Origin of the sequence: Pantoea sp. Cy-640 (genome assembly GCF_011752635.1) — a bacterium.
In the GTDB taxonomy this organism is placed as follows: domain Bacteria; phylum Pseudomonadota; class Gammaproteobacteria; order Enterobacterales; family Enterobacteriaceae; genus Pantoea; species Pantoea dispersa.
In genome coordinates this window covers 826,713-850,720 of sequence record NZ_VWXB01000001.1, presented here as the reverse complement: position 1 = coordinate 850,720, position 24,008 = coordinate 826,713, and the positions used below count along the sequence as shown (strand labels likewise).

The window sequence follows — 24,008 nt, the reverse complement described above, 5'->3', positions numbered from 1 at the left end:
AATAGTAGTGACCTTATCATCGCACCATCAGCACTGTGCATCAGCTCGTCAATCAGCAAGGCAATCGCCGTCGCAACGTTGTCGTGGCCGGGTTGCACGGGTAGAATGCTTGCCGTTTGTCCATCGCGCCTGCGGGTGCCAGCCTCTGAGGAAACGTTATGCCTGTTACTCACTCACCGATTCTGGTGGCACTCGACTATCATGATCTCAATAGCGCACTGCAGTTCGTTGACCGTATCGATCCGGGCCAGTGCCGTCTGAAAGTGGGTAAAGAGATGTTTACCCTGTTTGGACCGTCGCTGGTGAAGACGTTGCAGGCGCGCGGTTTTGAGGTATTCCTCGATCTCAAATTTCATGACATCCCGAACACGACGGCACATGCGGTCGCGGCGGCAGCGGATCTCGGCGTGTGGATGGTCAACGTGCATGCCAGCGGCGGGACGCGGATGATGAATGCGGCGCGCGAAGCGCTGCTGCCGTTTGGCAGTGATGCGCCCTTGCTGATTGCGGTAACGGTGCTGACCAGCATGGATGAAGACGATCTCAAAGGTCTTGGCATCACCTTATCGCCGGCGCAGCAGGCTGAGCGTCTGGCACGACTGACGCGCGAGTGTGGCCTTGATGGCGTGGTGTGCTCGGCGCAGGAAGCCGCGCACTTCAAACAGGTTATCGGGCAGGATTTCGCGCTGGTCACGCCGGGTATTCGCCCGGTGGGTAGCGAGGCCGGCGATCAGCGTCGCATCATGACGCCGCAGCAGGCACAACAGGCCGGCGTGGATTACATGGTGATTGGGCGACCGATCACCCAATCTGCCGACCCGGCGCAGACGCTGCAACAAATCCTGCACAGTTTACAGGAGGGCTAATGGCTCAGGACAATCCGCTGGTTTACTCCACCGAAACCGGCCGTATTACACATAGCGAAGAGAAACCGCAGCGACCCAAAGGCGATGGCATCGTGCGCATTCAGCGCCAGACCAGCGGGCGTAAAGGTAAAGGCGTGTGCCTGATTACCGGCATCGATCTCGATGATGACGCGCTGGCAAAGCTGGCGGCCGAGCTTAAGAAGAAGTGTGGCTGCGGCGGGGCGCTGAAAGAGGGCGTGATTGAGATTCAGGGCGATAAGCGCGATTTGCTTAAAACGCTGCTGGAAGCCAAAGGCATGAAGGTTAAACTGGCGGGCGGTTAATGAAAGCGGGCCACGCAAGGTGGCCCGATGTGACGTAGATGCGCTGCGTAGCCTGCTACAATATTATTATTAATCAACCTGATGGCCAATAATGCCGCCCACCGCAGCGCCACCGACGGTACCCAGCGCGCTGCCGTTGGTGAGCACCGATCCACCAATAGCACCGGCACCGGCGCCAATCGCCGTGTTGCGGTCACGTTTTGACCAGTTGGAACAGCCGCTCAGGGCCACCACTAACGTCGTTGCCAGCACGGCAACTGTCACGCGTTTCATTGTTGTAGTCATGGACATCTCCTTGATGGTTTGCTCAGAGGCAACTCGTTAAGTATAGATGTTACGCCCTGAAGTTGTTCGCCCGATGCACTCAGGCGGTGCTTTTCCTTCAGTCTGCACGCTGGCGCGCAGCCCTTTGCGCGCGTTGTTCACGCTGCTGGCAAAGACCATTTTGGTACCGCCGCAGGCTTGAGATAATTCTAGGCGTAAGCGGATGTGTATGCAGAAAGAAAACTCTGAAATCCCGACTCAACTCTGGGGGGCTGATAACAGGATTTCTGCATAAGTAATTGATATTTATGTTATTACCTGGAAATCCTTATACGCTGAAATATTAATTTTCCCTTCGCCGGGCCTGGCTATCGACGACATCATTAATAAAGATAATTTATTGGTTGGGAATTTTCTTATTTAGAGACAATTCTGATAAGCCGGAAATTCTTCTATGGTCAAAATGCCTCCTTCTCATTGATGTGACTTAAGAGGCTTAACCATGGAAATATTAAAATTCGTAGAGGTTGAATATCTGGAGCGAGATACAAATCATCCTGTTTTTTCTGGGGAGGTTCCTTCGGAAATTGGCAAGGGTGGTTTAATGTTCATTACAATAGGCAATAAGACCTATACTACAGAAATTAACCCTGCCACTGGAAAATGGAGTTGGGAACCTCCAGAGCCTATAGAAGATGGTAATTATAATATGGCTTTTCAAACCATGGATAAAGCGGGTAATCCTAGTATTCCCACCTTGCGCACGTTGATTGTTGATACCACGCCCCCGCTGGTGCCTGAATTAATTTTGATGTATGACGATCAGGGACAGGAAACAGGCATGTTGAAATCTGGAGATATTACGGATGATCGACGACCAACACTGACCGGATTTGCACAAAAAAACACGATTGTTTATCTCAAAGATGGCGACAGGATAATTGGTAGTACAAAAGTCGATGATAATGGTGTCTGGACGCTTGAACCTATGGAGGATTTAAGCAACGGCAAACACAATCTGACACTGCAAGCAAAAGAGCTCTTCGCTAAAAAGGAACGTATCAGTGAAATATCAGCACCATTTGAACTCATTATTGATGGCAACCCTGTCAGCACTCCGATTATTTCTGGCATAACGGATAATGTGGGCACGTTACAGGGGGCCATAGATAATGGAGGTGTCACTGATGATCAGCACCCAACTGTAAATGGTACTGCTGAAGCTGGAAATATTATTACTTTATACATTGATGGCAAAGGCGTTGGTAGCACACGCGCTGATGCTAATGGCTTATGGTCTATTACCACAGCCAGTTCTTTGCTGGACGGCGTTCATAACATCCACGCTGTTGCCAGTAATGATGAAGGAGAAAATAGTGAGGCGTCATCTGACTGGAATATTCTGGTAGATACAATAATTGGTAAACCAGTCATTAATTCAGTTTATGATGATGCTGGTCAAAGTCATGGCAATATTGCAAACGGTGGAAAGACTGACGATGTGAGGCCCACCCTGTCCGGAACCGCCGAAAAGGGAAGTGTGGTGGTTATTTATGACGGTCAGAATGTAGTCGGATCTGTAACTTCTGATATAAATAACAACTGGATTTTTACACCATCAATCGATTTGAAAAATGGTGAGCATCAATTTCATGTTATTGCCACTGATGGAGCGGGAAATACCAGTCAACCCTCAGATAAGTGGAGCGTGAACGTAACGCCAGATACCATTATTAAGACACTCAATGAAAATTTTGAAAATAAGAGTGAGAGTGCTGTTGCAATAGGCACGCATTTCAATGGTTTTAAACTCATTAGTGATTCAGGTCATGGTACGCCTCATATTACTACTTTCTATGGCAGTAAAACCCTGGCACTTAATAGAGATTATCAGAGTAATGGGTGGACTACTTCCAGAACCAAATTTGAGCTTGATAATGAAGTAATTGAATTTTCTATGGATGTGTTGTCGGTTAATGGAGCAAATGCAGTAGTTGTAAGGTATCTGGATGCCGCAGGGAAAGTTCTTCATAGCGAATATTTTTCCGGGCCCAATGTCGGGACAAGTTATAACACTTCTCGTTATTCTGGTGCGCCTGTCAAATTTTTTGAAGTTGAGGCACTTAATGAGAACTCAGGTGTTTATTTAGATAATATCAAAATGACAACCGCAATTCCTGCGAATGATATCCATGCAAATAACCAGATGCTGGATTTTGATGATTCTATTGTTGATTTGGCTGGTGAATTTATTTCAGAAAAGCCCGGCACTGATTTTTCTGACAATGAGGTTCGGCAGTTTGATTTACGTGTCAATATCGATGATGTGCTCACCAGGGGAACGGTGAGTAAGTTTATAGACGATGGGAAAAATCAGGTGCTCATTTCCGGCAATGAAACGCAAAAAATAGAGTTATCAAACCTGTTGAAGGATGGGGCGGATTTAAATGACTGGACGAAAGCAGCCGGAACCATCACTATCGCTGGAGAACAATATGAAGTTTATCAGCATAGCGGCAATGTCGATACTGAAGTCATTGTACAACAGGGGATAATTGTTGAGCTTAACAATTACTAACGGTTGATCGGTCCGATGTTTAGCCGTGATAAGGCAGACATCGGCACTGTCATCAACGAGGCGTTTTATCGATTCAGATCCACAATATATGGCTAATGCGCTAAACCCCACACTTTGCCCGCTTTAGCCACTTTCCGCTGCTGATCCAGCCATTCTCTCCATAACGTTTTTACCGGTGGCTCCGCACAATTCAGTGATGACTGTATGGCGGAGAAAACACAATGCTGGAAGCGCTGAAACAGCAGGTTCTGGAGGCCAATCTCGACCTGCCGCGTTACAACCTGGTGACCTTTACGTGGGGCAATGTCAGTGCGGTAGACCGCGAGCGCGGGCTGCTAGTGATCAAACCCTCGGGCGTTAAATATGAGCAGATGCAGCGCGACGACATGGTGGTGGTCGAGCTGGAAAGCGGCAATGTCGTGGAGGGCCAGCTGCGGCCATCCTCGGATACCGCGACACACCGCGCACTGTATCTGGCGTGGCCGGAGATTGGCGGCATCGTGCACACTCATTCGCGCCATGCCACCATCTGGGCACAGGCGGGCAGGGACATCCCTGCATGGGGCACCACGCACGCTGACGATTTCTATGGCACCATTCCCTGCACCCGCGCGATGCATCGGGCAGAGATTGAGCAGGAATATGAATGGCACACCGGCCAGGTCATCATTGAAACCTTTGCGCAGCGCGGCATCGAGCCCGGCGCGATTCCTGCTGCGCTGGTGAACTCCCACGGGCCGTTTGCCTGGGGGAAAGATGCACATAGCGCGGTGCACAGTGCGGTGGTGCTGGAAGAGGTGGCGTACATGGCGTTGCACACTGAGCAGCTGCGCGCGGAGCTGCCGCCTATCGCTCAGACCCTGCTTGACCTGCACTATCTGCGCAAGCACGGGAAGAACGCCTGGTATGGGCAAGGCTGAGCGCATGATGTTTTCTCAAGGCACCGGCGGGTGCCTTTTTTATTTAAGGGGATTGCGTGCCCGGACGAGACGGGGACTGTTAATGCTGTCGTTTATTCACCATGCGTTAAGCGTTTTAATGCGCTTGCCGGCTGTTGCGCCGTCATTAAGTAAGCCCGCTAATCTTTCCTCAGGCAGGTGCTCGGGGATCTCTCTGGATTTTACGTTATAAATCAAACTCTCATTTGGTCTGGCCTCACTCTGCATTACGCTGATGTGGCGTTTAACGCATCACATAAATAGAGGATGAGACGATGACAGTAATTAACCAACCAACCTGCCGCCTGTTTACCGAAGTCGGCCAAACCACACAACTCGCCGCCTATTATGAGGAAGGTCGACATACCATGTGGATGATGCTGCGCGCGCAGCCGCGCCCCAGTTTCAACCACGAATTAATCGAGGAGATCATGAACCTGAGCTACGCCGCCCAGCGTTCCGGTCTGCCGATTGATTTCTGGGTGACCGGATCGCTGGTGCCGCAGATGTTTAACGCCGGGGGCGATTTGCGTTTCTTTGTCGAATGCATTCGCAACAACCGCCGTGAAGCACTGCGCGCCTACGCCCGCGCCTGTGTTGACTGCATCCATTCGGCGGCCCGTGGGTTTGATACCGGCGCAGTGACGCTGGCGATGATTGAGGGCAGTGCCTTAGGCGGCGGTTTTGAAGCAGCGCTGGCGCACCACTTCATTCTGGCGCAGAACAGTGCGCGTATGGGCTTCCCGGAAATTGCCTTCAACCTGTTCCCCGGCATGGGCGGCTACTCACTGGTGGCACGCCGCTCCGGGATGAAGCTGGCCGAAGAGCTGATCTGTGAAGGGGAGTCGCACAGCGCAGAGTGGTATGAAACCCGTGGTCTGGTCGACAAAGTGTTCCAGCCCGGTGACAGCTACCGCACCACGCGTACCTTCATCGATACGCTGCGGCCAAAACTGAATGGAGTCCGTGCCATGCTGAAAGCGCGACAGCGCGTGCTGCAGCTGTCACGGGCAGAACTGATGGATATTACTGAGGATTGGGTCGACTATGCTTTCACGCTGGAACCGAAAGATATTGCCTACATGGAACGTCTGGTACAGCTGCAAAATCGTCACAGCGCATCACTGCGTAAAGCCGGTTAGCAGTACGCTAAGACGTTAAACGCGGGCAGGATGCTTAGCCAGCCAATGCCCGAGCTGCTCTGCGGGCATTGGTTTCGCATAATAATAACCCTGACGCCCATCGACACCGTTGGTCAGCACAAACTTCTCTTCGGCTTTGGTTTCGATGCCTTCGGCAATGACCTGTAAATCCAGGGCTTTCGCCACGGCAACGATCGCGCGCACCAGCGACTGCGATACCGGTTGCTTGTTGATATTGCGCACAAAACTTTGATCCAGCTTAATCGCATCGATCGGCACGCGCGCCAGCTGGGAGAGCGAGGAGTAGCCCGTGCCGAAATCATCCAGATGCACCTGTGCGCCTAACTCCTGAAACTGTTTCATCAGCTTCAGCGCACCGGCCTCATTCTCGATCAGGCAGCTTTCCGTCAGCTCGATGTCTATCGGGCACTCACTGATGCCCGCTTCGCTCAGCGCCTGTTTCAGGTCACTGTAGATGCTCTGGTCGATCAGCTGCTTGGCGGAAACGTTGACAGCAACGCGCAGGTAAATGCCTTCGCTGCGCCATTTAACGATTTGCTGCAGCACGTTCAGCATCACCCAGCGCCCGAGCGGCACAATCAGTCCGGACTCTTCCGCGTAAGAGATGAAATCGCCAGGCGGCACCAGGCCGCGTTCAGGTGAATTCCAGCGTACCAGCGCCTCGGCACTGCGCACTTCGCCGTCACGATCGATCTTCGGCTGATAGTGCACCACCAGATGATCCTGCTCCAGCGCTTTGCGCAGATTGGTATCCAGCCACAGATATTCAAATACGCGCTGGTTCATCTCGCTGGCGAACACGCAGAATTTGCCACGCCCGTTCTCTTTAGCGTGGTACATCGCGGTATCGGCGTTACGAATCAGACTTTCGCGATCTTCACCATGCAGCGGGGCGAGGGCGATACCAATCGAGCAGCCGCTGTAGACTTCGATCAGTCCGATACGGAACGGCTGACGCAGCCGCTCCAGAATGCGTGAGGCCATCGCCTCCAGCGCCGCCTGACTGGTGTGCTCAGCCAGTACCACAAATTCATCACCGCCGAGGCGCGCCAGCGTTTGGTCCTTGCCGAGACAGCTGAGGATCGCCAGCGACACCGCCTGCAGCAGCTGGTCGCCAAACATATGGCCGTAGGCATCGTTTACCTTTTTAAAATTGTCGAGATCGAGGTAAACCACGCCGGTCTGGCTGCCGTTAGCCAACTCCAGTGCCAGGCTAATTTGCTGATGGATAGCGTTGCGATTCGGCAGGCCGGTCACCGTGTCGGTGTTGGCCATAACGCGTAAGCGCTCCTGCGCCCGACGCTCTTCTGTGATGTCGGTTCCGGAACAGATGAGGAAAATTTCATTTTTTCCGCTACCGCTGTGGACGAACTTATTACGAAACAGAAACAGTCGCTGACCTTTTCGGGTTTTAACCCAGCGCTCCACTTCGTAGGAGTTGCCGTCGCGAAAGAAGCCGGCGATATTGCGGCGCGACGCCTGCGCTTCCTGCTTGGTCATAAACAGCTGAAACACATTGCGGCCAATCACTTCCTGCTCTTTCAGGCCGGTGTACTCTTCGCTCAGGCGGTTAAAACGCTGAATGTTGCCGCGCTGATCGAGGATGACGATCACCGAATTCGCTTCTGACACCACCTGTTCGGCGAAGGAGAGGCCAAGGGTTAAATCGCGCGCCACCGACGAGGTATCGCCCCAGGCGGATGCAGTGCCGGCCCAGGTGGACTGATTCACTTTACGGCCGACAAAGTGCATCGGCACTGGCGAGCCGTGCAGTGAAAGTGTCAGGTTGATGCTGGAAGTAATTACCGTCATGGCACGCAGTAGACTGGCCTGAGCCGGCGTCAGGGGCACCGCCATATTGGTATTGGCATTTTCATCTTCGGCAAAATGCAGCGCATCGCTATCTGAAGTTAAACGCCAATGAGGGCTGGTTGTGCCAAACAAGGTATATAGCAACGTTTGCCCTTGTTCATCGGTCATGGAAACTTCCTCCGGAGGAATGCGCAGCAGGGGTATCTCATTATTTTAGCAACAGTATTCAACCTCCTGCGCCAGCACAAGATGCAAACTGAATATATTTTTGTTTTTATTAAAGAATGGCACGAAAAAGCCCCGGATTCCGGGGCTGAAAGGTTAGCACGGGCACTTGCCGAGTTTGCCCGCCTGGCTGGGAAAACGCGCCTCCAGGCAGTAACGATGGAAGGCGCGCTCATCCATGGGGGTTTGTTCCGGATGTTTTTCGCGCATATGCTTCAGATAAGTTTGATAGTCGTGTACGCCCACCATTAACCGGAAGCTCTGCTGTAATCCCTGCCACAGACGCTGCCAGCGTGAGCGCGGCGCGGCAGGGGCGCGGGCAGCGAGCGGTAAGCACTGCTGAATTTGCCAGCCCGCGTGCGGCTTTTTCCAGCGTAAAATGGCCTCAGACATTGCGCACCTCCTGACGCAGTGACACGTCCGACTCATGGGTGGTCGGCACTGAACTGCGCAGCGCGCGCCGGATCACGAAGAACGCCGCAATCAGCATGGTTACCGCGACCAGCATGAAAAAGCCGCACAGCGCCGCGTTGATCTGATTGCTGAACACGATGGTTTGCATGTCGGCCACGGTTTTCGCCGGTGCGATAATCACGCCCTCATCGAGACCTTTACGGAACTTACTGGCCTGCGCGAGGAAACCAATTGACGGTTTCTCATGGAAAATTTTCTGCCAGCCGGCGGTCATGGAGGTGATAAACAGCCAGGCGGTAGGCACAATCGTCACCCAGGCGTAACGCTGCTTTTTCATTTTGAACAGCACCACGGTACCGAGGATCAGCGCCATCGACGCCAGCATCTGGTTACCGATGCCAAACAGCGGCCACAGCGTATTGATGCCGCCGAGCGGATCGACCACGCCCTGATACACGAAGAAACCCCAGCCGGCCACCGCCACGGTGGTACCGGCCATGTTTCCGAGCCACGAGCGGTTGTTAGCCAGCGAAGGCACCACGGTCCCGACCAGATCCTGCACCATAAAACGGCAGGCGCGGGTACCGGCATCCACGGCGGTGAGGATAAACAGCGCCTCAAACAGAATGGCGAAGTGATACCAGAACGCCATCATTGCGCGGCTGTTAAACACCTCGGTGATGATATGCGCCATCCCGACGGCAAACGTCGGTGCGCCACCGGCGCGGGAGAGAATGGTGCTTTCGCCCACTTCACCGGCGATACCGCTCAGCATCTCCGGCGTCACCACAAAGCCCCAGCCATTAATTACCTGAGATGCGTTCTCCACCGTGGTGCCAATCAGCGCCGCCGGTGAGTTCATGGCAAAGTAGACGCCCGGATCGAGCACCGAGGCACAAATCAGCGCCATGATCGCCACAAAGGACTCCATCAGCATGGCGCCATAGCCGATAAAGCGAATATGGCTTTCGCGCTCCACCAGTTTTGGCGTCGTACCGCTCGACACCAGCGCGTGGAAGCCGGAGATCGCGCCGCAGGCAATGGTGATAAACAGGAACGGGAACAGCGCGCCGGAGAATACCGGCCCCGTGCCGTCGATAAAGCGCGTCACCGCCGGCATCTTCAGTTCCGGCATGGCGAACAGAATGCCCACCGCCAGCCCGATGATCACGCCGATTTTCAGGAAGGTGGAGAGGTAATCACGCGGCGCCAGCAGCAGCCACACCGGCAGCGACGAGGCAACAAAACCGTAGATCACCAGCACCCACGTCAGCTCGGTGCCTTTCAGGGTAAAAATCGGTCCCCAGTACGGATCGGCCGCCACGTCACCGCCGTAAATGATCGCCGCCATCATCAGCACAAAGCCGATGATCGACACTTCGGCGATTTTGCCCGGACGCAGAAAGCGCATATACACGCCCATGAACAGGGCAATCGGAATGGTGGCGGCGATGGTAAACAGCCCCCACGGACTGTTAGCCAGCGCTTTCACCACCACCAGCGCCAGCGCGGAGAGAATAATGATCATCACACCGAGCGCACCGAGCATGGTGACCACGCCGGCGAACGAGCCCAGTTCCTGGCGCGCCATCTCACCCAGCGAACGACCGTCGCGGCGCGTGGAGATAAACAGCACCAGAAAATCCTGCACCGCGCCGGCCAGCATCACGCCGACCAGAATCCAGATGGTGCCGGGCAGAAAACCCATCTGCGCCGCCAGGATCGGCCCGACCAGCGGACCGGCACCGGCGATGGCGGCAAAGTGGTGGCCAAACAGCACCCATTTGTTGGTAGGAACATAGTCCAGCCCGTCATTGAAGCGCTCTGCCGGCGTGCGGCGCCGGTCGTCCAGCTCAAAAATGCGCCTGGCGATAAACAGGCTGTAGAAGCGATACGCGATGCTATAGCAGGCGACGGAGGCGATCACCAGCCAGACGGCATTAACGTGCTCGCCGCGACTGAGCGCCAGCATGGCGAACGCAGCCGCACCAATTAACGCCACCGCTAACCAGATCAATCCGGTTCTGACGTTGTTCATGAGTTAACTCCTTGTAGGGACCGGGAAAAAAGGCGATCGGAATACAACAAGTTAAAAGTAATGTAATGAATTGTTAACGACAGGGAATCGGATCAGAAGTGTGAAGCGGGAAACAAATTTAACAACTGCTCAGGCGGGCGGGGAAAAATGCGGGATAACGGCTGTTATCCCGCACGATTTCATGCTCAGGCGGCCGGACGGGCCACCACGCTGCGTGTTTCCATGCGCACTTCGGCGATGGTCACATCAATCACATCGGTCACGCGGTAGGCCACTTCACCTTTGATCTGCACGGTGCCGCTCTCCTGCGAGCATACCAGTTCGTCACGTACGGCGTGAATGAACGGGGCAGGGATAAAGGCGACCGCACCGTTCTCCAGCAGGCGCACGCGCATGCCGCCGCGCGAAACGTCGATGATCTCCGCGCTGAATTTACGGTCAGTGCCGGCAAACGGCGCGAGGAAGCGCGCGTACAGCCAGTCACCGACATCGCGTTCGGCCATGCGGTTGAGACGGCGACGCTCACTCATGATCAGGGTCACGTCATCCTGTGGCCGCGCAATGCTTTCACCGCGCACGATAGCCTTCAGCAGACGATGGTTGATCATATCGCCGAATTTACGAATCGGTGACGTCCAGGTCGCGTAGGCGTCGAGGCCGAGGCCAAAGTGCGGGCCCGGTTCGGTGCTGATTTCGGCGAAACTCTGGAAACGACGAATGCGGCTGTCGAGATACTGGGTTGGCTGCGCATCAAGCTGACGACGCAGCTGACGGAAGCCTTCCAGCGTGGTAATGGCCTGCGGATCAACAGTGATACCGTGACCAGCCAGCACGCCAGCCGCCTGTTCCGCATTCGCCTGGTCGAAACCGGTGTGCAGGTTGTAGATACCGAAGCCAAGCTTCTCCTGCAGCACTTTAGCGGCGCAGACGTTGGCGAGGATCATCGCTTCTTCCACGATGCGGTTAGCGATGCGGCGCGGTTCCGCAATAATATCCAGCACTTCGCCTTTCTCACCCAGCACGAAGCGGTAGTCAGGGCGATCTTTGAACACCAGCGCGTGCGTCTGACGCCACTCGCCGCGTGCCAGGCACAGGCGATGCAGCAGGCGAATCTGCTGCGCGATGGTGTCATTTTCCGGCTGCCAGCTGCCGCTGTTCTCCAGCCAGTCCGACACTTCGTCGTACACCAGCTTGGCTTTGGATTCGATCCACGCGGCAAAGAAGTGGGCATCGTCAGCCAGGCTGCCATCCGGCATCACAGTGACGCGACACACCAGCGCCGGACGCCTGACGTTAGGGCGCAGCGAGCAGACATCATCCGACAGTTCGCGCGGCAGCATCGGGATGTTAAAGCCCGGCAGATAGTTGGTGAAGGCGCGTCTGGAGGCCAGCTGGTCGAGTTCGCTGCCGGCGGCAACGTAAGCGGTCGGGTCGGCAATGGCGATGGTCAGCGCCAGCTTGCCTTCTGCCAGCTCTTCAACATACAGCGCATCGTCCATATCTTCGGTGCTGGCGCTGTCGATGGTGACAAAGTTCAGCGCGGTGAGATCTTCACGCTGTAGCTGTTCGTCAAGCATCTCGCCAAAGCCCACTTCCGGCGCTTCGCGCTCCAGATTGTGGCGCGACAGCGTGACCCACCACGGCGCGAGGTGATCGTCCGCGGTGACAACAAATTCGGTCAGTTCGGCATAGAAACCGCGATCGCCTTTCAGCGGATGGCGGCGCATCTCTGCCACGGCCCAGTCACCGTTCTGGAAATCGTGGGTCAGGCCTCGCACCGCACGGCACTGAATCGCGTCTTTCAGCAGCGGATGATCCGGCACGATAGACAGGCGGTCATCTTTTTTCTGCACGCGGCCGACAAAGCGCGTCAGGAACGGCTCAATCAGGGTTTCCGGCTCCGCGCTCTCGCGGTCTTTATCAGTGTGGATCACGGCGGAAATGCGGTCGCCGTGCATCACTTTCTTCATCTGCGGAGGGGGAATGAAGTAGCTTTTCTGAGCGTCAACTTCGAGGAAGCCAAAGCCTTTTTCCGTGCCTTTCACAACACCTTCGGCGCGCGGGGTCTGCGCGTGAAGCTTCTCTTTCAGCTGCGCGAGCAGCGGGTTATCCTGGAACATAATATATTTAGTTTCGTGGCCTAAGAGCGGTGGACAGTTTTACGCGAATCAGGTCCGCGCGGCAAGGCTAAAACAGGCGAAAAAGCCGCTTTACGCGGCTTTTTACTTTCTGGTAACGCACAGAACTCAGGCGATACGCTGGGTGGGCGCGGCGGCGGTCAGCGCCAGCTTCACCGGTACCGATTTAGAGGTGGGCGTGCCGCTGCCGTCACCGTAACTGGAGAGCGGTACCAGCGGATTGGTTTCCGGATAGTAGGCGGCGAGGTTACCGCGCGGAATATTATACGGCACCAGCTTAAAGCCGCTGACGCGACGCGTCAGACCGTCGTTCCACAGGGTTTCAATGTCGACCAGCTGCCCTTCGCTGAAACCGAGGGACGCCATGTCGTCCGGATGGATAAACACCACTTCACGCTGACCGTATACGCCGCGATAGCGGTCATCCAGGCCATAAATGGTGGTGTTGTACTGGTCATGTGAGCGCAGCGTCTGCAACGTGAACGGCACTTCAACGTCATTGCCCAACTGCGGGAACAGCGAAGTCGGCAGTGCCGACGCGCTGAATTCTGCCTGACGCGATGGCGTATTGAAGCGCAGTTCTGCGGCTGCGTTACCGAGGTAAAAGCCGCCGGGAATATCACACTGACGGTTAAAATCAGCGAAGCCGGGGATGGTCGCCGCAATGTGATCGCGAATGACGTTGTAATCAGCGGCCATGCCGAGCCAGTCGATGTGGTCGCTGCCCAGTGTCGCGTGCGCGATACCGGCCACAATGGCTGTTTCCGAACGCTGCGTCTCTGCCAGCGGAATACCGACACCTTCTGAGGCGTGCACCATGCTGAACGAATCTTCCACGGTGATGAACTGGTTGCCGCTGGCCTGGCGATCGCGCTCGGTACGGCCCAGCGTCGGCAGAATCAGGCCTTCGTGGCCCGGTACCAGATGGCTGCGGTTCAGCTTGGTGCTGATGTGTACCGTCAGACCACAGTGCTGCAGCGCTTCTTCGGTAACCGGTGAGTCCGGCGCCGCCGCGGCGAGGTTACCGCCCAGCGCAATCAGCACTTTGACTTCATCACGCAGCATGGCGTTGAGCGCTTCAACCGTGTTATGACCGTGTTCGCGCGGCGGTTCAAAAGCAAAATGTGCGCCCAGTGCATCGAGGAACGCTTTCGACGGTTTCTCGTCGATGCCCATGGTGCGGTTACCCTGCACGTTACTGTGGCCGCGCACCGGACACAGGCCCGCGCCCTGTTTGCCGAGCTGGCCAAACAGCAGCTGCAGGTTAACGATTTCCCGTACGGTATCGACCGAGTGTTTGTGCTGAGTAATGCCCATCGCCCAGGTGATGATCACCCGTTCGGCGCTCTGGTAAATGGCGGCGGCTTCGCGAATCTGCGCTTCGCTCAGGCCCGACTGCTGCACAATCTGTTCCCAGCGGGTCTCATCGACGGCCGCCAGATACTGCTCAACGCCCTGGGTGTTGGCGTCAATAAAGGCCTGATCGAATATGCCTTTTTCACCGGCGGCCAGCCGTTTACGCTGCTCTTCCAGTAGCGCTTTAACCATGCCGCGCACCGCCGCCATATCGCCGCCGAGGTTAGGCTGATAATAGGCAGAACTGATGTTGCCAGCCATCGACGTCACCACTTCCAGCGGCTTCTGCGGATCGGCAAAACGTTCCAGGCCGCGCTCGCGCAGGGTATTGAAGGTCACGATTCTGGCGCCGTGATCGGCGGCGTGACGCAGGCTGTGCAGCATGCGTGGATGGTTGGTGCCGGGGTTCTGACCAAAGACAAAAATCGCATCAGCGTGGTCGAAATCGTCCAGGCGAATGGTGCCTTTACCGACGCCAATGCTGCGTTTCAGTCCGGTGCCGCTGGCTTCGTGGCACATGTTGGAACAGTCAGGGAAATTGTTGGTACCCAGCACGCGGCCAAACAGCTGGTACAGCCACGAGGCTTCATTGCTGGCGCGACCGGAGGTGTACAGCTCCAGCTGATCCGGATGATCCATCGCCTGCAAATGCTGCGCGATCAGCGCAAAGGCGTCATCCCAGCTAATCGGCTCATAGTGATCGGTCGCGCTGTTGTAGCGCATCGGGTGGGTCAGACGGCCCTGATACTCAAGGAAATAGTCGCTCTGCTGATACAGGGTGCTGACGCTGTGCTGGGCAAAAAATTCTGGCTCGACGACGCGGCGTGTCGCTTCCCAGGTCACGGCTTTCGCGCCGTTTTCGCAGAAGCTGAAGGTGCTCTTGTTATCATCGCCCCAGGCACAGCCCGGGCAGTCAAAGCCGCGCGCTTTGTTCATGCGCATCAGGTTACGCATGTTTTTCAGGGCGGCTTTACTGTCAAGGACAAAACGGGTGGTGGCTTCCAGCGAGCCCCAGCCGCCCGCAGCGGCGCGATAGGGCTGAATCTTACGTTTAAATTTCATGATAGTCGCAGGCTTATTGTTTATGAATTGTTATCAGAATATGACTTCTGTTGGTGAGAAGTGTGCGACTGACGGCAAAAGTTGTCTAATTGATTGACTTAATGGTGCGATAGTTAACGTTTATCGCGCGCCAGGGGTGAAAGCGTGATCGCCATCATAAATTATCCGCTGCCGCGCGCCGGCGGGTAAGTGCGCGGCCAAATAGTGGCTAATAATTGCTCTTTCCGTTAGCAAAAGGGCGCGCTCCATGAAGCAACTTGCCAGTCAGGTTCACGCATTCGGCAAAGCCTTAATGATGCCGATCTCCGTCATTGCTGCCGCCGGTATCTTTCTCGGTCTGGCCGCCGCGTTGCAGAATCCGGCGATCACCGGTGAAGCATTTGCCAGTTTGCAGGTGCCGCAGTTGATCATCGGTTTTATTCGTAAAGTGGCGGGCGCGCTGTTTGCCAACCTGCCGGTATTTTTTGCCGTCGCCAGCGCGATTGGGCTGGCCAAAGCGGAGAAACCCACCGCCGCGTTTGCGGCAGTGATTGGCTATATCGCCATGAATGTGGGGATCAGCGCCACGCTGGCGGCGAAAGGGCTGACGGCAGCCACCACCACGCCCGAGGCGCTGCAGCAGGCGGGCATGGACCAGACCAGCGCCATGATGACGTCAGCCGAGTACATCGATATGCTCGGCATTTTTACCTACAACATGAGCGTGCTGGGCGGGGTGATTGCCGGCCTGCTCACTGTGATGCTGCACAACCGCTTCTATACCCAGCAGTTGCCCACGGCGATCAGCTTTTTTGGCGGGCGTCGCTTTGTGCCCATCGTGACGGTGGTGGTGCTGCCGCTGACGGGCGTGCTGCTGGCGCTTATCTGGCCAACCATCGGTCAGGGCATTGCGTGGGTCGGCCAGATGATCGGTAAAAGCGGTCAGTACGGCGCCTTTTTGCTCGGCGCCTGCGAGCGCCTGCTGATCCCGACCGGCCTGCATCACATCCTCAATGAAACCGTGCGCTTTACGCCGATTGGCGGCATGGCGACGGTGGACGGCCAGACCATCGTCGGCGCGCTGAATATTTTCAACACCTCGCTGACCCATCCCGGCGCGATTCCGGACGACACCGTGCGTACCGCCACGCAGTTTCTCGCCCAGGGCAAAATCCCGGTGATGATGTTCGGTCTGCCCGCCGCCGCGCTGGCCATCTATCACACTGCCAAACCTGAACATAAACAGCGGGTCAAAGCGCTGGTGCTGGCCGGCGCGCTGACCTCGTTTACCACCGGCATCACTGAACCGCTGGAGTTCTGCTTCATCTTCGTCTCGCCGGTGTTGTACGTGATGCACGCCCTGCTGACCGGCCTGTCGTTTATGCTGATGTCGATGCTGCACCTGATGATCGGTAACGTGCAGGGCGGCGCGATTGATCTGCTGGTGTTTGGCATTCTCGGCGGCAGCAAAACCCACTGGTGGTGGACGCTGGTGCTGGGCGCCATTTATGCGCCGATTTATTACTGGGGCTTTCGCCTGGTGATTACCCGGATGCAGGTGGAAACGCCGGGGCGCGAATCCGAAGAGGAAGCCAAACCGCAGCAGGTGGCGGCGGATGAACGCACCCGTGTGATCATCAGCGGGCTGGGCGGAGAGGCCAATATAGAGGACGTCGATTGCTGCTTCACTCGCCTGCGCGTGCGGGTCAAAGAGATGAAAGAAGTGGTGGATCAAACGCTGCTGTCGACCGGCGCTAACGGGGTTAATCGCGTCAGCGAGCACGATGTGCAGGTGATCTACGGGCCGCAGGTCGAGAAGATCGCTAACGAGGTGAAAAGTGCGCTCGGCGTCGCCTGATGCCGGGCGGTACCGTTAATCATGCGGGTCGCGGCCGGTGGCGACCCGCCGCGTCTCCTTGTATATATCACCCGCTATCCGCCTGAGCAATCCGCCTGACAACGCAGAAATTTCTTCGCTGAGTGCGCGTTGGGGCGCGACGAGTTTTGCTACCATAACGCGATAAAAATTCGACGGTGGATAAGAAAATCGACATCAAGCAATTGATTTACCTGTGCAATCTGGAGCGCGAACGCCATTTTGGCCGCGCGGCGGAGGCCAGCTTCGTCAGCCAGCCCACGCTCTCGATGCGGCTTAAAAACCTTGAGCGTGAGCTGGGGCTGTCGCTGATCAATCGCAGCAACAACTTCGACGGCTTCACGCCGGAAGGGGAACGCGTGCTGACGTGGGCGCGCGAAATTGTTTCGGTGTATCAGGGACTGAAGCTGGAAGTGGAGTCGCTTAAGCACGGCGTCAACGGCACGCTGCGGCTGGGCGTGATGCCGCAGTGCAGCGTGGCGCTGCCGGCGTTACTGAAAGCGGTGGAAGCGCGCTATCCGCAGCTCGACTATCGCGTTTCCGCCATGAGCGCCGATCAACTGCTGGAAGCGCTTAACAGCCACACCGTGGACGGCGGTATCGGCTTTTTTGAGCTGACGTCACTGCGGGAACTGCATTTCCAGACCGCACTGCTCAACGATCGCGGCGTGGAAGCGATTTTCCATCCCGACCACTTCCCGGCGCTGCTGCAGCATGAGCGGCTGTCGCTGCACACGCTGGCGAGCCAGCCGCTGTGCCTCGCCGAGCCCACGCGCTATTTCCGCCGCTACCTCGACGGACAGCTGCGTGAAACCGGGGTGCTGCCGCGGGTGATTGTAGAAAGCGCCTCGGTGATGCAGCTGATTCAGAGTGCGCAGGTTGGCCTGGGCGTCATGGTGTCGCCCTGCGGCCATCTGCTACCGGAAATGCTACACCATCTGGCGCGCCGGCCAATTGATATCGCGCCGATGGGACGTCAGGCGGCACTGGTGATTGCTGAGCCGGGCAGGGCGTCGCCGCTGTCGCAGCACTTCTTTGACGAAGCACGACGCCACCTGGCGGATTAGCGCGCTTCGCCCAGCGCCATCAGCAGTCGATCCTGCCAGCTGGCAAATGCCACCGCCTGCATCAGTGTGAACAGGCGCTCGCTGCCCCAGCCCGCGTTTAACAGCGGCTGCAGATGGGCGGCACTGAAGCGCTCCGGCAGCCGGGTAAGCTGGGCGCTCAGCGCGATTACCTGCTGCGTCAGGCTGTCATCGCTGGCCTGATCCACATCGTGCAGCAAACGCGTGCGCCAGCCGTTCGCCAGCTGCGCGAACTGGCGTCGGCAGCCCAGCACGCGCGCGCTGACTGCCTGCGCCAGCTGTTCCTCTTCCCCACCATAAGCCTCAAGCCGCTGACGCAGCGTCGCCCAGCCATACAGCGCCTGAGCATCGTGCACCAGCAGCCAGACAGCGTCGTCGAGTCCGGGCATACCCTGACAAAAGGTCACCGCCGCCAGCTGGTCAGCGCTGGCATAGCGCAGCTCAACCGGCTTGATGGCGTGCTGCCAGGCAGTAGCCTGACCGAACAGCGCCGCATCGGCGTCGGCGGGCGGCGTGACGCCAGGGATCCAGCGCACCGGCAGGCCCATCATCGCCTGAAGCGCGGCGACCACGCGCGCCTGATAGCTGACGTAACCTACTAGCTGGTTGAGCGTAACGATATCGGGTTCAGTCAGGCCTACCGCATCCAGCGCGCTGATGCTGCTGGCGGTAATCAGCTCAGGCTGCATCGCCAGCTGGCGCGCATACTGCGTGATTTGCGTCAGGCGATTATTGCTTTCGCGCGAAGAATCCGGTCCCGGCAGCGGATTAAGCCGCGCCGAGTAGTGATTGCATAGCCGCTGCACGCCAGCCACCTGCGCCACCGTCAATGCGGTGCTGAGACGATCGTACAGCGTTAGCGTGTGGGTCAGCGAGGTGCTGACCGCATCGGGCAGCAGGGTATGGCTCAGGTCGCGTGCCGCCTGTAGCACTGGCTGAAAGCGCTGCAGCAACGGCTGCAGTGCGCTGGCTTCCTGCTGCAGGCCGAGCAGAAAACGGTCATCAATATGAGCGGCTTCGGGAACCAGGGGAGCAGCAGCGGACGTATGCGGGCGAGTCTGGCTTTCATAAAACCAGTGGTCATGGCCGGGAGAACGGCGGTGTTCCATGGTCATTCCTTTCGCAAAAAACGGACTGAGTGCACAACGGGCAAATCTGAAAAGCGCATCGCCACTCAAGGGCTAGCTTATCGTCGCTGAACGGCTGTCCACGGCAAAAGAATGATGGGGAATAATTAATAGCGTGTGGCTATAAGGCGGGGGAGAGAAAAGAAAAAGGGCGAGCACCTGGCTCGCCCGCAGAACTTATTTCAGTTCCAGCTCGTTCATCGCGGCAATGCTGAAGCCGCCATCGACGTGCACCACTTCACCGGTGATACCACCCGCCAGGTCTGAGCACAGGAAGGCCGCAGAGTTACCCACGTCTTCGATGGTGACGGTACGACGAATCGGGGTTACCGCTTCGCAGTGTGCCAGCATCTTACGGAAATCTTTGATGCCTGATGCAGCCAGGGTACGGATTGGACCGGCAGACACGGCGTTAACACGCACGCCTTCCGGACCCATCGCGTTCGCCATGTAACGCACGTTGGCTTCCAGCGACGCTTTCGCCAGACCCATCACGTTGTAGTTCGGGATAGCGCGCTCTGCACCCAGGTAAGAGAGGGTCAGCAGTGCTGCGTTCGGGTTCAGCATCGCGCGGCACTCTTTGGCCATCGCTACAAAGCTGTAGGCGCTGATGTCGTGCGCGATTTTGAAGCCTTCACGGGTAACGGCGTTCACGTAGTCGCCATCCAGCTGGTCGCCCGGGGCGAAGCCGATGGAGTGAACAAAGCCGTCAAATTTCGGCCAGGTTTTTGCCAGTTCAGTGAACAGGGCAGTGATGCTCTCGTCTTCTGCCACATCGCACGGCAGAACAATGTCTGAACCCAGTTCTTTAGCGAACTCTTCCACGCGACCTTTCAGTTTGTCGTTCTGGTAGGTGAAAGCCAGTTCTGCGCCCTGTTTGTGCATCGCCTGCGCAATACCGTAGGCGATGGAAAGTTTACTGGCAACGCCAGTAATCAGAATGCGCTTACCGGAAAGAAAACCCATAGCTGTAATCCTTATGGTCATTGTTGTTGGCGGTCGCGATGATTAAAAATTGTGCGACCGACGTTAATCGACGTGCGGATTCTAGCACGTCTGTATCAAATGGGGTAAATCGCGCCGCGTTTTCCGCTACGGCCGTAGCACTCAACGCTCGCGCCGCCACGCCTCGGCGGTTAACGCTTCGCCAAAATGGCTGGCAATCAGCCGTTTGGTTAAGTCGTGCAGCGGCGAGGCCAGCACGTCAGCGGTGCCGCCGCGCTCCACCACTTCGCCCTGATGCATCACCAGCACCTGATCGCTGATGTGCTTCATCATGCCAAGATGCTGAGTAACATAAATATAGGCGATGCCGTGTTTCTCCTGCAGCTCCAGCATCAGGTTCACCAGCTGCGAACGCATAGTCATATCCAGCGAGGCGAGGGCTTCATCGGCGACAATCACCTTCGGCTGCAGAATCAGCGCGCGCGCCAGCGCCAGACGCTGCTTCTGGCCGGGGGCCAGCATGTGCGGATAATAGCCGGCGTGGTCGCGCAGCAGCCCGACCTGACGCAGCGTGGCAATGATGCGCTTTTCGCGTGCTTCATCATCAAGATCGGTATTCAGCCGCAGCGGAAAATCAAGGATCTGGCTGACGCGCTGGCGCGGATTGAGCGACGTCGACGGATCCTGAAAAATCATGCGAATCCGTTGGCTGCGGTAGCCGTAGTCGCCGTAGCTAAGCGGGTGATCGTCAATCAGCATCTCGCCTTCGCTTGGCGCCACCATGCCGCTCAGCATCTTCGCCAGCGTGGATTTGCCCGAACCGTTCTCGCCGATAATGGCCAGCGTCTGCTTTTCGCGCAGGGTAAAACTGACGTTTTTCACCGCTTCAACATGCTGGCGTCGGAACAGCCCGGTGCGGTAGCGGTAGGTTTTGCTCAGGTTGCGCACTTCCAGCAGGGTTTCCATTATTGGCTCTCCATATTCAGCGGGAAGTGACAGGCATAAAGATGCGCTTTAGTGCCGCTCAGGCGCGGCGTTTCGATGCATTTACGCTGCGCGTAAGGGCAGCGCGGACCGAGACGGCAGCCAATCGGCAGATGTTCCAGCGACGGTATCGCGCCGGACAGCGTATTCAGGCGGCTTTTATGCGGCAGCGCGCGGCCAAAGTCGGGCATGGCGCGGATCAGCGCCTGAGTATACGGATGGTGCGGCGTTTCCATCAGATCGTCACTCTGCGCGGTTTCCACCGTTTGTCCGCAGTACATCACGTTGATGCGGTCCGCCCACTGACTCATGGTGCGCAGGTCATGGCTGATCAGCAAAATCGTGGTGTTGTTATTCTGATTGAGGCGGCTCAGCAGACGGAAAATCTGCGCCTGCGTGGTGGGCTCCATGGCATTGGTCGGCTCATCGGCAATCAGCAGGCGCGGCTGATTAGCCAGCGCGATAGCGATCATCACCTTCTGACATTCGCCTTCGGTCAGCTCATACGGGAAGCTGCGCATGATGTCTTTGTGATCTTTAATGCCGACGCGGTGCAGCAGCTCAATGGCGCGCTCTTTGCGCCAGAACCACAGGCGCTGATACCAGCGGCCTTTAAAGGTCCAGCGTGGAATGGCCTGCATCAGCTGGCGGCCGACACTTTCAGAAGGGTCGAGACAGGATTGCGGCTCCTGAAAAATCATCGACACGTTATGGCCAACGATACGCCGCCGTTCGCGCGGCGACAGGCGCAGCAGATCGATATCATCGAACACCATGCGGTCGGCGGTGACGCGCCAGTTATCTTTGGTCACGCCGCAGATGGCTTTCGCCACCAGACTTTTCCCCGAGCCGGATTCGCCCACCAGGCCACGCACTTCGCCCTCGTTTAGCGTCAGATTGATGCGATCGACCGCTTTCACCGGACCTTCAGCGGTCATGAATTCAATGGTCAGATTTCGGATGTCCAGTAACGGCATTATTCCACTCCCGCAGCGACGGCGCGACGGATGCCATCGCCCAGCAGGTTAACAATCAATACGCTTACCATCAGCGCGGCACCCGGCAGCATCACCGTCCACGGCGCCACGTAAATCAGCTCCAGCGCGTCACCCAGCATCGCACCCCATTCGGGCGAGGGCAGCTGCGCGCCGAGGTCAAGAAAGCCGAGCGCGGCGATGTCGAGGATCGCCATCGACAGCGAGCGGGTAAATTCACTGACCAGCAGCGGCAGGACGTTTGGCAGCACCGCATTCCACAGAATATTCAGGTTGCGCGCGCCATCCAGCCGTAGCGCCACCACATACTCTTTTTCCATCTCATCATGCACCGCCGTGTAAATTTCGCGCACCAGACGCGGGATCAGCGCCAGCAGTACCGCCAGCATCGCATGCTCCAGCCGCGGGCCAAGAAAGGCCACCACGATAATCGCCAGCAGCAGAGAGGGAATCGACAGCAGCGTATCCAGCACGTGATTCATCACCGCCGAGCGCAAACCGTGGGTAATCCCCGCCAGCACGCCCAGCAGCAGCGCGCAGATTGCTGCCAGCACCGTTACCAGCAGCGCAGAGCCAACCGTCGGTGCCACGCCGCTCAGTAAACGGCTTAGCACATCGCGCCCGAGATCGTCAGTGCCGAGAAAGAAGGAGACATCGCCGTAGCGCGACCACGACGGCGGCAATAGCTGATAGCCGAGAAACTGCTGGTCGATACCGTAAGGGGACAGCAGCCCGCCGAACAGACAGAGAAACAGCAGGATGCCGAAGCCGTACAGGCCAATCATGGCGCTGGTATCGCGATAAAAGCGCTGCCAGCTGAGGCGAAACGCACTCGGCAGCCGCTTCTCGGCGTAGATGTTATCTGAGGGCATAAGCTCGCTTGATGGTTAAAATCGCTATTGATTGCCAATGACAGGATTATCAGCCGATACCGCAGTTACAGGCAAGGAAACGGAACCAGCAATTTCATTTATAGAGAACAGAAGGTTACGATTCATACTGGCTTTGTCTATCAGGTCTGCCGCAGGTACAAATGTGTTGACTTTAGCGTCCATCTTATGGTTGCAGTATTTTACTGGCCAGAATACACTTTAGTTACCAAAATGGTAAACATTTAGCCGTGCTTCATTGCTGCGGCATTTTGTCAGAAGTACTCCTGCAACGCATGGAGGACATTATGCGATTAACAAAAGTGAATTGGTTCATGCCGTACAACATCCCGGATGCTGGGTTTAACACTAAATTAAACGTGACAGAAAACAATATCGAACATACTTCAGCGTTCCTTGAGAAAGGTGTGCGGGATTTTGTGTTGCCGGGTTTTGTGGTTCCGTTCGGCTATCGTTTGCTTAAGTCCTTACATGCAGATCACTATCGTCTGGTTACTGATGAAACGGCGCCGGTCACCGTTTATGCCGTAAAGCTTCAATTCATTGATAACATTGTGCCTGGGCGCAGAAGCTGTACCCAGATTATGGTATGGCGCACTGTTCTGCCGCAACACAAGGCCGCTGTCTCAGGTCTGCCACAAACGTTCTTCCAGTTTTTCCTGGAGAATCACTCGATTGTCATATCCGACAGCGAACAGACCCGCGATGGCCGTCGATTCTGGGAAGGCATGATTGCCTGGGCAATCATGACTCCGGGGTACAATGTCTATGTCTCAGATGGTACTCAGCACGATCGCCCGCTGTCATTTATGACTTCATGGGACGATTTTTACAGTACCTGGGCAGACTTTTGTTGGGGTGATGATAAAGATTGTCACACACACCGACTGCTGGTGATCAGCAAAGATAAACTGCATTGATTCACTCCTCCAGCCTGTTGACATGCCGCT

The 24,008-nt window shown here is 56.5% G+C and carries 19 protein-coding genes; 8 read left to right on the top strand and 11 right to left on the bottom strand.

Going from position 1 to position 24,008, the window contains the following annotated elements; genetic code table 11:
• The first annotated feature begins 158 nt into the window (after positions 1 to 158).
• The gene (gene pyrF, locus F3J36_RS04235; protein ID WP_166718994.1) at positions 159 to 866 is read left to right on the top strand and encodes an orotidine-5'-phosphate decarboxylase; all 708 of its coding nucleotides are present in this window, start codon (positions 159 to 161) and stop codon (positions 864 to 866) included.
• Complete coding sequence (yciH, locus tag F3J36_RS04230; RefSeq protein ID WP_021505951.1) at positions 866 to 1,189, top strand: stress response translation initiation inhibitor YciH; 324 nt, start codon at positions 866 to 868, stop codon at positions 1,187 to 1,189. Before pyrF ends, yciH begins: the two co-directional genes overlap by 1 nt.
• A gap of 69 nt (positions 1,190 to 1,258) precedes the next feature.
• On the opposite strand, the gene osmB is transcribed toward yciH, so the two are convergent.
• Positions 1,259 to 1,474, bottom strand: coding sequence for an osmotically-inducible lipoprotein OsmB (gene osmB / locus F3J36_RS04225; protein ID WP_031279061.1), 216 nt, complete (start codon positions 1,472 to 1,474; stop codon positions 1,259 to 1,261).
• A 481-nt stretch (positions 1,475 to 1,955) separates the two neighbouring features.
• Between osmB and F3J36_RS04220 the strand changes: the two genes are divergently transcribed.
• The 3 genes from F3J36_RS04220 to F3J36_RS04210 all read left to right on the top strand — a co-directional run bounded on the left by F3J36_RS04220 (position 1,956) and on the right by F3J36_RS04210 (position 6,111).
• Positions 1,956 to 4,031, top strand: coding sequence for an Ig-like domain-containing protein (locus F3J36_RS04220; protein WP_166718993.1), 2,076 nt, complete (start codon positions 1,956 to 1,958; stop codon positions 4,029 to 4,031).
• 221 nt (positions 4,032 to 4,252) lie between these two features.
• Positions 4,253 to 4,951 carry an L-ribulose-5-phosphate 4-epimerase gene (gene araD, locus F3J36_RS04215; protein ID WP_088517172.1) on the top strand — a complete coding sequence of 233 codons (699 nt, stop codon included), beginning with the start codon at positions 4,253 to 4,255 and terminating at the stop codon, positions 4,949 to 4,951.
• 293 nt (positions 4,952 to 5,244) lie between these two features.
• Positions 5,245 to 6,111, top strand: a complete 867-nt coding sequence (locus F3J36_RS04210; RefSeq protein ID WP_021505954.1) for a crotonase/enoyl-CoA hydratase family protein — start codon at positions 5,245 to 5,247, stop codon at positions 6,109 to 6,111.
• 15 nt (positions 6,112 to 6,126) lie between these two features.
• On the opposite strand, the gene pdeR is transcribed toward F3J36_RS04210, so the two are convergent.
• From pdeR to F3J36_RS04185, 5 genes are all read right to left on the bottom strand, one after another.
• Complete coding sequence (gene pdeR, locus F3J36_RS04205; protein WP_058758614.1) at positions 6,127 to 8,112, bottom strand: cyclic di-GMP phosphodiesterase; 1,986 nt, start codon at positions 8,110 to 8,112, stop codon at positions 6,127 to 6,129.
• A 153-nt stretch (positions 8,113 to 8,265) separates the two neighbouring features.
• Positions 8,266 to 8,562 (bottom strand): YbdD/YjiX family protein, encoded by a 297-nt coding sequence (locus tag F3J36_RS04200; protein ID WP_058774631.1) that lies wholly within the window; start codon positions 8,560 to 8,562, stop codon positions 8,266 to 8,268.
• Positions 8,555 to 10,621, bottom strand: coding sequence for a carbon starvation CstA family protein (locus F3J36_RS04195; protein ID WP_059012964.1), 2,067 nt, complete (start codon positions 10,619 to 10,621; stop codon positions 8,555 to 8,557). Before F3J36_RS04195 ends, F3J36_RS04200 begins: the two co-directional genes overlap by 8 nt.
• A gap of 185 nt (positions 10,622 to 10,806) precedes the next feature.
• Positions 10,807 to 12,741 carry an exoribonuclease II gene (locus F3J36_RS04190; RefSeq protein ID WP_166718992.1) on the bottom strand — a complete coding sequence of 645 codons (1,935 nt, stop codon included), beginning with the start codon at positions 12,739 to 12,741 and terminating at the stop codon, positions 10,807 to 10,809.
• 126 nt (positions 12,742 to 12,867) lie between these two features.
• Positions 12,868 to 15,177, bottom strand: a complete 2,310-nt coding sequence (locus F3J36_RS04185) for an FdhF/YdeP family oxidoreductase (RefSeq protein ID WP_166718991.1) — start codon at positions 15,175 to 15,177, stop codon at positions 12,868 to 12,870.
• Positions 15,178 to 15,424: 247 nt separating this feature from the next.
• Here F3J36_RS04185 and F3J36_RS04180 point away from each other — a divergent pair, with 247 nt between their 5' ends.
• Entirely contained in the window at positions 15,425 to 17,014 is a 1,590-nt protein-coding gene (locus F3J36_RS04180; protein WP_166718990.1) for a PTS transporter subunit EIIC, read from the top strand.
• A 188-nt stretch (positions 17,015 to 17,202) separates the two neighbouring features.
• Positions 17,203 to 18,099 (top strand): LysR family transcriptional regulator, encoded by an 897-nt coding sequence (locus F3J36_RS04175; protein WP_058758655.1) that lies wholly within the window; start codon positions 17,203 to 17,205, stop codon positions 18,097 to 18,099.
• Here the strand turns inward: F3J36_RS04175 and F3J36_RS04170 are convergent.
• From F3J36_RS04170 to sapC, 5 genes are all read right to left on the bottom strand, one after another.
• On the bottom strand, positions 18,096 to 19,226 hold the full coding sequence (locus tag F3J36_RS04170) for an oxidoreductase (RefSeq protein ID WP_166718989.1): 1,131 nt from the start codon (positions 19,224 to 19,226) through the stop codon (positions 18,096 to 18,098). The two genes, F3J36_RS04175 and F3J36_RS04170, sit on opposite strands and share 4 nt — an antisense overlap.
• Positions 19,227 to 19,421: 195 nt before the next feature.
• Positions 19,422 to 20,210 carry an enoyl-ACP reductase FabI gene (fabI, locus tag F3J36_RS04165; RefSeq protein ID WP_021505963.1) on the bottom strand — a complete coding sequence of 263 codons (789 nt, stop codon included), beginning with the start codon at positions 20,208 to 20,210 and terminating at the stop codon, positions 19,422 to 19,424.
• A 141-nt stretch (positions 20,211 to 20,351) separates the two neighbouring features.
• Positions 20,352 to 21,155, bottom strand: coding sequence for a putrescine export ABC transporter ATP-binding protein SapF (gene sapF, locus F3J36_RS04160; RefSeq protein ID WP_058758607.1), 804 nt, complete (start codon positions 21,153 to 21,155; stop codon positions 20,352 to 20,354).
• Positions 21,155 to 22,150 carry a putrescine export ABC transporter ATP-binding protein SapD gene (gene sapD / locus F3J36_RS04155; RefSeq protein ID WP_021505966.1) on the bottom strand — a complete coding sequence of 332 codons (996 nt, stop codon included), beginning with the start codon at positions 22,148 to 22,150 and terminating at the stop codon, positions 21,155 to 21,157. Before sapD ends, sapF begins: the two co-directional genes overlap by 1 nt.
• The gene (sapC, locus tag F3J36_RS04150) at positions 22,150 to 23,040 is read right to left on the bottom strand and encodes a putrescine export ABC transporter permease SapC (protein ID WP_021505967.1); all 891 of its coding nucleotides are present in this window, start codon (positions 23,038 to 23,040) and stop codon (positions 22,150 to 22,152) included. The genes sapD and sapC overlap by 1 nt, the downstream gene beginning before the upstream one ends.
• A 305-nt stretch (positions 23,041 to 23,345) precedes the next feature.
• Here sapC and F3J36_RS04145 point away from each other — a divergent pair, with 305 nt between their 5' ends.
• On the top strand, positions 23,346 to 23,978 hold the full coding sequence (locus tag F3J36_RS04145) for a hypothetical protein (RefSeq protein WP_247653125.1): 633 nt from the start codon (positions 23,346 to 23,348) through the stop codon (positions 23,976 to 23,978).
• The last annotated feature ends 30 nt before the right edge of the window (positions 23,979 to 24,008 follow it).

Coding starts and splice junctions, on each gene's coding strand:
- F3J36_RS04195 (WP_059012964.1), bottom strand. CDS start 10,621: ATGAACAACGTCAGAACCGGATTGATCTGGTTAGCGGTGGCGTTAATT.
- F3J36_RS04210 (WP_021505954.1), top strand. CDS start 5,245: ATGACAGTAATTAACCAACCAACCTGCCGCCTGTTTACCGAAGTCGGC.
- F3J36_RS04200 (WP_058774631.1), bottom strand. CDS start 8,562: ATGTCTGAGGCCATTTTACGCTGGAAAAAGCCGCACGCGGGCTGGCAA.
- F3J36_RS04170 (WP_166718989.1), bottom strand. CDS start 19,226: ATGGAACACCGCCGTTCTCCCGGCCATGACCACTGGTTTTATGAAAGC.
- fabI (WP_021505963.1), bottom strand. CDS start 20,210: ATGGGTTTTCTTTCCGGTAAGCGCATTCTGATTACTGGCGTTGCCAGT.
- F3J36_RS04220 (WP_166718993.1), top strand. CDS start 1,956: ATGGAAATATTAAAATTCGTAGAGGTTGAATATCTGGAGCGAGATACA.
- sapF (WP_058758607.1), bottom strand. CDS start 21,155: ATGGAAACCCTGCTGGAAGTGCGCAACCTGAGCAAAACCTACCGCTAC.
- F3J36_RS04180 (WP_166718990.1), top strand. CDS start 15,425: ATGAAGCAACTTGCCAGTCAGGTTCACGCATTCGGCAAAGCCTTAATG.
- F3J36_RS04185 (WP_166718991.1), bottom strand. CDS start 15,177: ATGAAATTTAAACGTAAGATTCAGCCCTATCGCGCCGCTGCGGGCGGC.
- yciH (WP_021505951.1), top strand. CDS start 866: ATGGCTCAGGACAATCCGCTGGTTTACTCCACCGAAACCGGCCGTATT.
- F3J36_RS04190 (WP_166718992.1), bottom strand. CDS start 12,741: ATGTTCCAGGATAACCCGCTGCTCGCGCAGCTGAAAGAGAAGCTTCAC.
- pdeR (WP_058758614.1), bottom strand. CDS start 8,112: ATGACCGATGAACAAGGGCAAACGTTGCTATATACCTTGTTTGGCACA.
- araD (WP_088517172.1), top strand. CDS start 4,253: ATGCTGGAAGCGCTGAAACAGCAGGTTCTGGAGGCCAATCTCGACCTG.
- sapD (WP_021505966.1), bottom strand. CDS start 22,150: ATGCCGTTACTGGACATCCGAAATCTGACCATTGAATTCATGACCGCT.
- pyrF (WP_166718994.1), top strand. CDS start 159: ATGCCTGTTACTCACTCACCGATTCTGGTGGCACTCGACTATCATGAT.
- F3J36_RS04145 (WP_247653125.1), top strand. CDS start 23,346: ATGCGATTAACAAAAGTGAATTGGTTCATGCCGTACAACATCCCGGAT.
- sapC (WP_021505967.1), bottom strand. CDS start 23,040: ATGCCCTCAGATAACATCTACGCCGAGAAGCGGCTGCCGAGTGCGTTT.
- osmB (WP_031279061.1), bottom strand. CDS start 1,474: ATGACTACAACAATGAAACGCGTGACAGTTGCCGTGCTGGCAACGACG.